Origin of the sequence: uncultured Clostridium sp. (genome assembly GCF_937920395.1) — a bacterium.
Taxonomy (GTDB): Bacteria; Bacillota; Clostridia; order Clostridiales; family Clostridiaceae; genus Clostridium_AD.
In genome coordinates, this window is sequence record NZ_CALEVF010000391.1 from 1 (window position 1) to 10,446 (window position 10,446).

The window sequence follows — 10,446 nt, forward strand, 5'->3', positions numbered from 1 at the left end:
TATGTTCAAGATAAATATGATGAAAGTTTAAGACAAGTTCCAGGTGTTCCTGGTGAAAGCCAAAGAGAGCATAGAATGAGAGAATTATTTTATTTAAATATAAAGTGGTTTATGATAACATTGCTTACAAGGAAAGATAGAATGAGTATGGCAAGTGGCCTTGAGGTAAGAGTTCCTTTTGCAGACCAACGACTTGTAGAATATGCATATAATATCCCTATGGATATGAAATATTATAAAGGACGTGAAAAAGGAGTTCTACGAGAAGCACTTACAGGACTTCTTCCAAATGACGTACTTTGGAGAAAAAAGAGTCCCTATCCAAAGACTCACAACCCAGGTTATACAATGGCTGTTCAAAAATTAATGAATAATATATTAAAAGATAAATCCTCACCAATATTACAGCTAATAGACCAAAAACATGTTCAGGAAATAGTTGATTCAGGTGGTAATGCATATAAGAATCCTTGGTATGGTCAACTTATGACAGGGCCTCAACTTATAGCATATTTAATTCAAGTAAACACTTGGCTTAAAGAATATAACGTCATTTTAAAGTAAATCATAAAAAGACTTTAAAAGAGGACACTGTAGATTTTTTTCTACAGTGTCCTCTTTTGTTTCATATTAACTCTTATTTTCGCTCATAAATAATGACCTCATACTTGTCAATTTCTTCGATGTATAATCTAAATCTATTTTTCAATTAAATCAACAGGTTTTTTCATTTTTTTTATAGAGTATCGTAAACACCAAAGAAATTAAATCCATTCAAAGCACCATTACTATCTATAAAAAATCTATATCACTTGCTTATATTTATACAAATTGTAAATATTAAAAATAATTTAGCTCTCATGAAGTTTGAAATTAAATTATACAACCTGAAGAACTACAACTCCGTATGGTGATAAAGTTAGTTTACTTACTACTTTTTCTCCAGTTAACAAGTCTTTATATTCACCATCAATGAAAACTTCAGTACTCATATCATTATAAATTAGTATCATATAATAACGCTTTCCATCTTTTTCTCTCTTAACAGCCTCTACTCCAGGTATTTTATCTTTAAGGACAGGCAAAATCATTTCAGATTTTACTATAATGTTTATAAGGTTTTCCATAGCAATCTCATCCAGATCACATGCCACATAATAAACATTTCCTTTACCGTACTTGTTCACTGTTACCGCAGGAGTCCCTTTGTAGTAATGGCTATTATAGGCAGCTATTTCTCTAGCACCATTTGTTTTTAATACGTCACACCACATTGAAGCTGTTCCACTTCCAAATTCTCCTTTTACATCTACAGTTCTTCCAAAGTTTATTGAGTCAAATTCTTCGAGTTCCACTCCTGACATATCTTTAAAGTATCCAGTTACTGTCATAGTGGTCATTTTGTTATTCCATGTTTTTGTCCCCGACCTAAAGGTTATTAATAATGCTCCCCCTCTTTGACCAAACTCGTCACATTTTTTACCTATTTCTTCATTCATTAAGTTAAATGCTGGCATTATAATCAACTTGTATTTTGAAAAATCTGCATCAACGCTTGTTACGTCTGTATTAATATTATTTGAAATTAATGCACTATAGTAGCTTTCTAAAAGTTGATTATAGCTAAATTTTGTATTGTGAGGTTGGCCTCGATGACTCCAAAAATTATCATAGGATTTTATTAGTGCAACTTCAACTTTATTTTCAGAATCTACAAAAATATCCCCTAATTTATCTAATTCTTTACCAATCTCCTTTATTTCCCTATACCTTCTTCTTGCTATTCCGTCATGGTCAAGTATTTCATACCAGTATTGTTCAGTTCCAACAGTACATGCTCTCCAGCGAAAGTATACTATTGCCTCCGCTCCATGAGCAATATACTGGTAAGTCCAAAGTCTAACCTGTCCTGGTTCAGGATTATCTGCCAATTATTTATATCCACAGGGACCACTTTGCTGTTCCATCATCCAGAAGTTTTTATTTTTTATCCCTCTCATTAAGTCATGTGCCATAGAAATGCTCTTGTAAGAAGATTTTTCCCACATATTATTAGGATAATTATCCCAGGATACAAAATCTAAATCTTTCCCCAAAGTGTAATAATCAATTTCGCTAAAATGCCCCATATAATTATGAGTTATTGGCAGTGAGCTTCTTTTTCTAATTTCATCAATTTGTAGCTTTTGATATTCAACTATATTATCTGAAGAAAATCTAAAGAAATCTAAAGAAATCTAATAATAAACCAGGATTATGGTTGAAAGGAGTTGATAACAAATTGCTAGTACTTGAATTGTTTTGTGAAAATCCATCAGAAGATGAATACATAGGAATAATAATTTCATCGAACTTTCTATAGGTATGACTCCAAAAAACAGTTCCACATTCGTCACTAAGCTTGTCAATAGTACCATACTTATTTTTAACCCATGTCTTAAATCTGCTATGACAGCTTTGACAGTAACATTGCGTTCCAAACTCATTATCGATTTGCCAAGCAATAACATTTAAATTGTTTTTGTAATGCTCAGCCATTTCTATAGCTATCTTCTTTGAATACTCCCTATAAACCTCGTTACTAGCACAATAGTGTCTTCTTGTTCCAAATCCTTTTGTTAATCCATAAACATCTTTAGGATAAAATTCTGAATTTTTATCCATAAGCCATTTAGGCGCAGCGGCAGTAGGCGTTCCTAAAACAACCTTAATTCCCTCCTCTGATAAAACTTCAATAGCTTTATCGAGCCATAAAAAATTGTAATTACCTTCCTACGGCTCCATCTTAGGCCATGCAAATTCTGCAAGCCTTACTATATTAATACTTGCCTCTCTCATCATCTTTGCATCAATTGACCAGCGTTCTTCCTGCCAATGTTCTGGATAATAATCAACACCAAAAAACATAAATACCCCACCTTTCAGCTCTTAATAAATTTACAATACGAATTTCTTTAATAACCTATCATTAGAAAATGAGTTATCTTCATATTATTTAATAACGCTTATTCTACCAGCTCCTTTGAATAAAACATTCCCCTTCTCGTTAGTTACCACAGCCTCCAGCGTATAATTACCTGATAATAATTGTACTGTTGTGTCTTGCAGAAATGCTTTCTTATCTTTTTTATCTAATATATTGGTCATAAGTTTTAAAGCTTCTGAATTTGGTAGGGGTTTCATGGATAAATCGATAATTTGTTTCACTTCTCCTGAATATATATCCCTTGCATTAACTTTTAAACATATTTTTGATTGTTCACTTAATACAAAACATTTTATTGGCATAATTTTATTTTCATTCCATGGTTTCCCTCCATCTACCAGCCATATGCATTCTGAAAGAGACCTAGCAGCGCCTAGACCAATTTGAACAAATTCCCGTCGTTAAATCATCTACTTACTTCTTTATAGTCATGTTCCCAACACATCCAAACCCATTTTCATCATACGCTGTATAAAAAACACTGTATAGACCTTCTCCCAATGCAATACAACTTAAAGGTGTTCTTACGTTTTTCTCCCATGTTCTCTCGAACATAATTTCATGACCTTTAGACCAGTGAATTCCATCTTCTGAAATGCTGTAACCCATTTTGTTTCCGCCATCATAAAAAGCATAATATAGACCGTCTATTTTAGTCACAATCGGATTTTCAGTAAAGATGTCATTAATCAATACAGGGTTCATCTTGGTACAACGGGTCCAAGGACCTTGGAGGGTTGGAGCCATTGCCAAACCCACTCCCCACCATTTTATGGGTAAGCTTTGCGTATCACAACTTCCATAGAAAGAATACCATATATCGCCTAAACGATAAGGATAAAATGAGTCGGACCCTTGAAGGCCTTCCCACAGATCAGCGTTTTCATCCTTTTGGAGAATAATTCCTAGGTCCTCATAAGGACCCCCTATTCCCTCAATACCAGGAGTTTCCGAACGAGATAACCATATTTTACCATCCATGTTGATTCTGTGCTGTTTTTCTGTGTTTGGAGCTGCACGATAGGCTACATAAGTCATATACCAATACCCATTCTGTTCATCAAATGTAGGAATTGGTGACCATAATGCCGCTCGTGGGTCATCTCCAGTAAAATCACCGCTTGACTCCATCAGCGTAGACATACGCTTGAAAGTCTTCCCTCCATCACTGACCCAATGACTTAATTTCATTTTAACCCAAAATGGGTCATCCGTCATTTCCGAAGTGAAAAGATGGAATTTTCCGTTTATTTCTATGACAGTTCCTCCCTCAAACCCGTATTTGATGTCTTCGGTACCTGCTGCACCCTTGAAGATAATTGGTTTATCTAATTTTTCTACTAGCTTGAACATTTAGCATTCTCCTCTCATGAATTAATGTTGTTTGTATTTAAAACCATCCACAATATGATTTACTGTTAAAAGACCGTATTGTTAACTTAATCTTTATCATGTGGAGATGTTTGAGTTACAACAAAGTAATCAAAATCAGCAGCTATCGCCCCACCAGTAAGATCCTGACAGCATATGCCAATGAAAGCACCAGTAAACGCCCAGCCATTAACATGTTCGTCAGATAAAATACCTGCATCTAGTACTGGACCGATTTTATTCCAATTTACTCCATCCTTAGAATAGAGAAATTGTAGATTCTGATAACTTATTTTTGATTTAAGATAGCACCTTTTCCATCCTTCAATGCAAATAGGTTCATTTACAGGAAAAGAATAGATCTCATTATCACAGGTTATAATCTCAAGAGATTTACCTAACCCTTCTTTATAGCTAATTTTGAGGTAGTGAAAACTCATAGTATTATAATAGCATGTAAGCCCAGCCATGTGTTTAAATGAAAGTGGTTCAAATTCAACACAGGTAGATGCTGTAAAGCAGAAGGATAGCTGACGCCTTGCTACTATACTTTGTTTGAATCTTGAGTTTAAAGATTCTCTACCCTTTAACCTCAAGTAACCAGGTCTTTCCTTCAGTGTTATATAAAACTCATCAATAGGAATTCGGAGTGTTTGAAAATTTATATCTAAAGTGGTGCTATCAAAATCATCTTTATCTTGAGTTGATTTAAAGTATTTCTCTTCTAACTTCGGAGCAGGCACGTAAAGCATCGGTTTATTATCGCCGCCTTCAATCCTAAGCCAACCTTCCTTAGTCCAGACGACCTTTTCTAAACAAGTTTCTCTTCCTAGTGTGCACAATCCGCTTGTCTTAATTGGTCTTCCGCAAAGATGTACCATATACCATTCTCCTGTTTGTGTTTGGACTATATCTGCATGTCCAGCCTTTTGCAAAGGCAGTGTTAAATCATCTCTAGATGTTAACATAGGATTTTGAGGGTCAGGTTCATAAGGACCTTCTATATTCTTAGCTCTCATGACAGTAACGCAGTGGCCAAGTCCAGTGCCGCCTTCTGCTACAATCAAATAATACCAGCCATTAAGCTTATAGATATGAGGTGCTTCAGCATCACCTATATCAGAACGCTTAAAAATAATAAGTTGTTTACCTATTAACTTTTTCTCCTTTTCAGAATATTCTTGAAGGGCTATTCCTCTATTAGGATTTCTATAATCCAACGAACGATGAACCAACCATTTTGTTCCATCATCATCATGAAAAAGAGAAGGATCAAACCCATCACTGTGAAGATAAATTGGCTCCGACCATTCATCGCATATGTCATTAGAGGTTACGATATAATTATGCATGTTCCAGAAAATACCGTCATGATTTAAAACAATTGTATAACATAAATAATAAGTGCCATCATTGTAGGATAAGCATGGTGCCCATATCCCACCTGAACTGGGTACTCCAGTAAGATCCAACTGGCTTAATCTGCTCAAAGGTCTTGCTGTTAACCTCCAGTTTTTCAAATCTTTTGAATGATAAATAAGAACCCCTGGATACCATTCAAAGGTTGAAGTAGCAATATAATAATCATCTCCTACCCTTATAATTGAAGGATCAGGATTAAACCCAGGAAGAATTGGATTTTTTATATAATCTGTAGGTGTTGTTTCTGCTCTATTTAAATCCATAATAGATAAAACCCCTTTTTTTAATAAGTGTATTAGAAAACTAAAGTATTCTAATACATATTATTCAGGTAAAATCGGTGTGATTCCTGCATCTGTTGCAACTAAACTAACAATCTTATTTAGGAAACCCTTAATATGCCTTTTTAAATAAAACTATGCTTTACATTTTTTTTCAACTTCCCTAATGAAATCCTCTGCATCCTGAGGGCTGTCCATAATATCATATACCTCTACATATAGACCTTTTGGTGAGAGATAGTCTAGCATTTTAAGCACATCCTTAGCTGAACCCCATGTGTGTATACTTTTTCCTGCTTTTTGAATCTTCTTTAACATATCTATCCATTCCACTGGGCTTAGTTGTCCTGCTCCTTGTTGCCATTGGATGGCATTCAATTCTTTAATACTAAGATCAATAGACAATATTAAGAATTTCAGATTTCATAGACCTTTGTTTCATAAGCTTTCAATTCTACTTTTCCACATACCTTCTTACTTTCATATTTATCTAACATTTCCTGTTTTAATTCTATTAAAACCTCATGATTTGAATAGTTCAAAACAAATATATATTGTATTCGGTCTTTGCTTCTCACTGCTATTTCGCACTGAGCTGGCAATTCTATCTTGTCTGCATATGGGTTTATAATTTCGAGTTTTCTTAAGAATACTTCAACAGTCTCCTTTGTAAATGCTCCACCGAAATAATACACACTACCTTTTCCGTATGTATTCTTAATGAGCCCAGCCTTTCCTTCATAATAATTTGAAGTGTATTTACCAAGTACTTCTTGTTTATTTGTAAGTGGCTCTAATATATCATTAAACACTGCTGCTTCTATTTTATCTCCATCCCAATCAACATATACTTTGTCATCAGCAGGGCTAACAAAAGTATATTCTGGGATATCCGTCCCGGAAAGTTTCTGTACGAGCCCTGGAAGCTTCGCCATTACACACTTACCAGTGGCATCCTTGTATCCAGTGCGACATCCGAATATTAGGCATCCACCTTGGTCTACATATTCTTCTAATAAATCTTTTACTTCTTTTGTCAATATTGTAGCATGAGGATAAAATAATACTGGATATTTTGCTAAGTCCGATAACTCTGTATTATCCTGAATAAAAACATAATCCATAGGCGTATGCGTTAACTGAGACGCTTGGAATAATCCTTTCTGACTGACTTCTTCTACTCTCTGATGCCACTTATCCAGCTGTGCATCCCATATATTATTATAATCTTTAAGCACAGCAAAACTTGCCATATACTTGGAACCAGCTATATCCCCAATTTTATCAATTTTGCCATCAATATCTTTCACTTCAGCCAATCTTCTATTATCTCTATTTGAATAATCAAGGATTCCATGCCAGTATATTTCTGTTCCCATAGTACTCGTTCTCCAACGGAAATAGCTTACATAATCAGCTCCATGACCTACACTCTGCATAGTCCACAATGTCATTTGTCCAGGTTTCGGTGAAGGAGCCTCCATATCTGTATTCCATCCATTGGCTCCAGACTGCTGCTCCATAATCCCGAAATTATTAGAAATCGATCGAACTTCTGTAAGCTTCCTACTCCACTCTCTATCATTTAAATCAGTGCAATGTATCGGGTTTGATTCCAACGTATATGCGAAATTCGGATAAGAATCATACATGATAAAATCTAAAGATTCGCTAGTCATACGATGATTATCTAAATTACTAAATAATCCATTAGTGGTAATGAAATCACCCTTTTTAACATACTTATGAAGGATTTGACTTTGAAGTTTTACAAACCTGCATGCGCTATCCGAAATAAACCTAGTATAATCCATAACTTCATGAGGATTAACAGCATTACTAATAGTTAATCTTGGTACAAATACTTCTTTCCAATCCGTATAATCCTGATTCCAGAAAACAGTTCCCCATGTCTGATTTAGTTTCTCTAGAGTTCCATACTTATTTTGAAGGAATTTACGAAAAGCCGTAGTATCACTTTGCGAATAGAATTCATTCTTTTCACAGTTAACTTCGTTATCTATCTGCCATCCCACAATATTGGGGTGAGAGCAATAATGCTCTGCTAGTTTAGTTACAATAATCTTTGTAAGCTCCTTGTATTTGGGTGAATTATAATTATAATGACGTCTTGCACCATGACGATATAGTACACCTTCCATATTTGCATTCAATACTTCCGGATATTTAAAAGTGAGCCATGCTGGTGGTGTCGCTGTAGGTGTACAAAATATTACTTTCATTTCCGTTTCCTTAACTAAATCCATAAATTTATCAAAGAAATCAAATGTAAAATTACCTTCTGTTGGCTCAAACTTACTCCATGCAAATTCAGTAATACGAATTGTCTTAATTCCATGATCTAACATGCGTGTTAAATCACTTTTCCATAACTTGTCATCCCACTGTTCAGGATAATAACATGTTCCTAGTGATAATTTATCAACCTTTATATTTTTATTGTTATCCATTTTTTTCACTCCTTATGTATATTTTTATTACATTAAAACACCAATTCTATATGGAATTATTCTTTAATAGCACCAGCCGTAAGTCCAGACATAAAGAACTTAGTCGCGTGCAAGAACCAGCTAACATCACAGCTCCCATATCAGTTCCTCTAGTAGGATCTCCCAACATATATTTTTAACATAAGGGTCAATGCCTGAACCTCATTAGAACGTAATATAAGCAATGGTTGCATAAAGTCGTTCCATGTATTTACAAACTACATGATACCAAGTCCTGAATATGCTGGTAGCAAGATAGGAGATATAATCCTAAAGAATATGACCCATTTACTACATCCATTAATTTTAGCTGCCTCTATTAATGTCCTTGGTACATTGTTCTGACAATACTGTCTCATTCAAAATATTCCAAACGTATTTTCACAACCTGGAATAATCAGTGCTAAGTAATTATTAATCCATTCGAACTTTGGCATCATAAAGAACCAAGTGATAATTCCTACTGTCCATGGTACCATCATTGTAACTAACAGAACTCTAATTAAACACTTTTTCCAAGGTAATGAATCCATACTTTGCTGCTTATCAATGAAAGCAGATTGACTTAATTTTCATTGATTTCCCATCCATATCTATATATTTAAGGTACACAGCATGAGTGCCTGTAATCTGTTGACTTAAGTCACATACAAATTCTTTAAAATCATAATTGCCGTTTGTACAACCTATTTTTATTTCCCCAATTAGAAGGTCTTCCAGACTATCCAAATGTATTTCTATACTACCGCCATATCCACAACTAGAGGCTTCCACTGAACACTGACTTACATTATTGCTGAAATCATAATATTTTATTCCAATCCAGTCATTACAATGTATATTATTCAAATAGTTATATACTACTTTCGAATCCTCATAACTTGTCAAGTATGCCTGACCACCTAAAATACAAAAAGCAGAGGCATTCAACTTTCTTCTACAATCAATTGGACCTTCTACCCCCTGTGAAGTCATTTCAACCTCATTAATTGTGCCATCATCACTAATTTGTATTGGTTCAATGCATACACGTCTATTGTAGCGACTGTGGTGTGTCGACCTATGATAGAATACATAATATTTACCGTTGATTTCCTGAATGGAACCATGATTATTCCAAGTTTCCGGATCACATCCAATATTATCAATAATAATACCTTTTTTTTCATATGGTCCCAAAGGACTTTTGCTAATTGCATACCCCAAACAAGTTGCTTTACCTCTTGAGATATCCGCGTAAACTAGGTAATACAACCCGTGTATTTTTCGGATTGATGAGCCTTCATGAAAACCTTCCACTTTCTCAGTGAGAATTTTATCTTGGAATGTATCACTGTCTATTTCAACCATATTTTCTTTTAGTTTTGCGCCTTTTAGATTGACTTGACCCCAAAAATAATACACTTCACCATCATCATCTACTAAAACAGATGGGTCAATTCCTAACGCTTTTTCTATAATCTGCAAATTTCTAAATGGTCCTTCTGGATTATCACTTACTGCAACGCCTTCTTTTCCTCCATCTAGGCAATAATAAAGATAATATTTTCCATTTTTGAAAATACAATCTGGTGCATACAATCTTTTACCATCAGCGCCTATCCCGTCCACGGTAAAACTAATTCCTGACGTAGACCAGTCATTGAGATTTTCTGAATAGAATACCTGATATTCATAACTACAGTATATATCATCTCCACTGATATCTTTAGAGCCATATAAATATACCTTTCCATCATTCCATTGTCTAGCTTCTACATCAGGAATAAAGTATTCAAGTGATAAAATTGGATTCATAATGTATACCTCCTTCTTCTATGTGGTAGTGTAAATTTTTTTACACTACTTATTTGTTTTTTTCTTTATATATCAACGG

10 protein-coding genes and 2 pseudogenes are annotated in these 10,446 nt (G+C 34.5%); 1 reads left to right on the top strand and 11 read right to left on the bottom strand.

The annotated features are described in order from the left end of the window. Positions 1-564: asparagine synthase C-terminal domain-containing protein (locus Q0649_RS22830; protein WP_298847420.1), on the top strand; the 564-nt coding region annotated here is incomplete at its 5' end. A gap of 314 nt (positions 565-878) precedes the next feature. Here Q0649_RS22830 and Q0649_RS22835 read toward each other — a convergent pair. The 11 genes and pseudogenes from Q0649_RS22835 to Q0649_RS22885 all read right to left on the bottom strand — a co-directional run bounded on the left by Q0649_RS22835 (position 879) and on the right by Q0649_RS22885 (position 10,367). Further along, entirely contained in the window at positions 879-1,127 is a 249-nt protein-coding gene (locus Q0649_RS22835) for a Beta-galactosidase C-terminal domain (RefSeq protein ID WP_367179444.1), read from the bottom strand. Then, positions 1,107-2,237, bottom strand: a pseudogene (locus Q0649_RS22840) (beta-galactosidase); the annotation flags it as partial. The pseudogene Q0649_RS22840 and the gene Q0649_RS22835, both read right to left, overlap by 21 nt. Further along, a pseudogene (locus Q0649_RS22845) lies at positions 2,218-2,907 on the bottom strand (beta-galactosidase). The pseudogenes Q0649_RS22840 and Q0649_RS22845, both read right to left, overlap by 20 nt. Before the next feature lie 84 nt (positions 2,908-2,991). Continuing rightward, a complete protein-coding gene (locus Q0649_RS22850) occupies positions 2,992-3,288 on the bottom strand; it encodes a hypothetical protein (RefSeq protein WP_298847423.1) in 297 nt (98 codons plus the stop codon). Between the two features lie 112 nt (positions 3,289-3,400). Further along, the gene (locus Q0649_RS22855) at positions 3,401-4,129 is read right to left on the bottom strand and encodes a hypothetical protein (RefSeq protein WP_298847425.1); all 729 of its coding nucleotides are present in this window, start codon (positions 4,127-4,129) and stop codon (positions 3,401-3,403) included. A 296-nt stretch (positions 4,130-4,425) separates the two neighbouring features. Continuing rightward, positions 4,426-6,042: a glycoside hydrolase family 43 protein gene (locus Q0649_RS22860; RefSeq protein ID WP_298847428.1), complete on the bottom strand. Its 1,617-nt coding sequence runs from the start codon at positions 6,040-6,042 to the stop codon at positions 4,426-4,428. Between the two features lie 153 nt (positions 6,043-6,195). Continuing rightward, positions 6,196-6,465 carry a hypothetical protein gene (locus Q0649_RS22865; RefSeq protein WP_298847430.1) on the bottom strand — a complete coding sequence of 90 codons (270 nt, stop codon included), beginning with the start codon at positions 6,463-6,465 and terminating at the stop codon, positions 6,196-6,198. Between the two features lie 11 nt (positions 6,466-6,476). Further along, positions 6,477-8,531 carry a beta-galactosidase gene (locus tag Q0649_RS22870; RefSeq protein WP_298847433.1) on the bottom strand — a complete coding sequence of 685 codons (2,055 nt, stop codon included), beginning with the start codon at positions 8,529-8,531 and terminating at the stop codon, positions 6,477-6,479. Between the two features lie 257 nt (positions 8,532-8,788). Continuing rightward, complete coding sequence (locus Q0649_RS22875) at positions 8,789-8,929, bottom strand: ABC transporter permease subunit (protein WP_298847436.1); 141 nt, start codon at positions 8,927-8,929, stop codon at positions 8,789-8,791. Next, positions 8,930-9,103 carry a hypothetical protein gene (locus Q0649_RS22880; protein WP_298847439.1) on the bottom strand — a complete coding sequence of 58 codons (174 nt, stop codon included), beginning with the start codon at positions 9,101-9,103 and terminating at the stop codon, positions 8,930-8,932. Between the two features lie 13 nt (positions 9,104-9,116). Further along, complete coding sequence (locus tag Q0649_RS22885) at positions 9,117-10,367, bottom strand: family 43 glycosylhydrolase (protein WP_298847442.1); 1,251 nt, start codon at positions 10,365-10,367, stop codon at positions 9,117-9,119. Positions 10,368-10,446 lie beyond the last annotated feature (79 nt).

Excerpts from the sequence above, each read along its gene's own strand:
- Q0649_RS22835 (WP_367179444.1), bottom strand. The coding sequence starts at position 1,127 with ATGGAAAACCTTATAAACATTATAGTAAAATCTGAAATGATTTTGCCT.
- Q0649_RS22850 (WP_298847423.1), bottom strand. The coding sequence starts at position 3,288 with ATGCCAATAAAATGTTTTGTATTAAGTGAACAATCAAAAATATGTTTA.
- Q0649_RS22855 (WP_298847425.1), bottom strand. The coding sequence starts at position 4,129 with ATGTCTACGCTGATGGAGTCAAGCGGTGATTTTACTGGAGATGACCCA.
- Q0649_RS22860 (WP_298847428.1), bottom strand. The coding sequence starts at position 6,042 with ATGGATTTAAATAGAGCAGAAACAACACCTACAGATTATATAAAAAAT.
- Q0649_RS22870 (WP_298847433.1), bottom strand. The coding sequence starts at position 8,531 with ATGGATAACAATAAAAATATAAAGGTTGATAAATTATCACTAGGAACA.
- Q0649_RS22875 (WP_298847436.1), bottom strand. The coding sequence starts at position 8,929 with ATGAGACAGTATTGTCAGAACAATGTACCAAGGACATTAATAGAGGCA.
- Q0649_RS22880 (WP_298847439.1), bottom strand. The coding sequence starts at position 9,103 with ATGGATTCATTACCTTGGAAAAAGTGTTTAATTAGAGTTCTGTTAGTT.
- Q0649_RS22885 (WP_298847442.1), bottom strand. The coding sequence starts at position 10,367 with ATGAATCCAATTTTATCACTTGAATACTTTATTCCTGATGTAGAAGCT.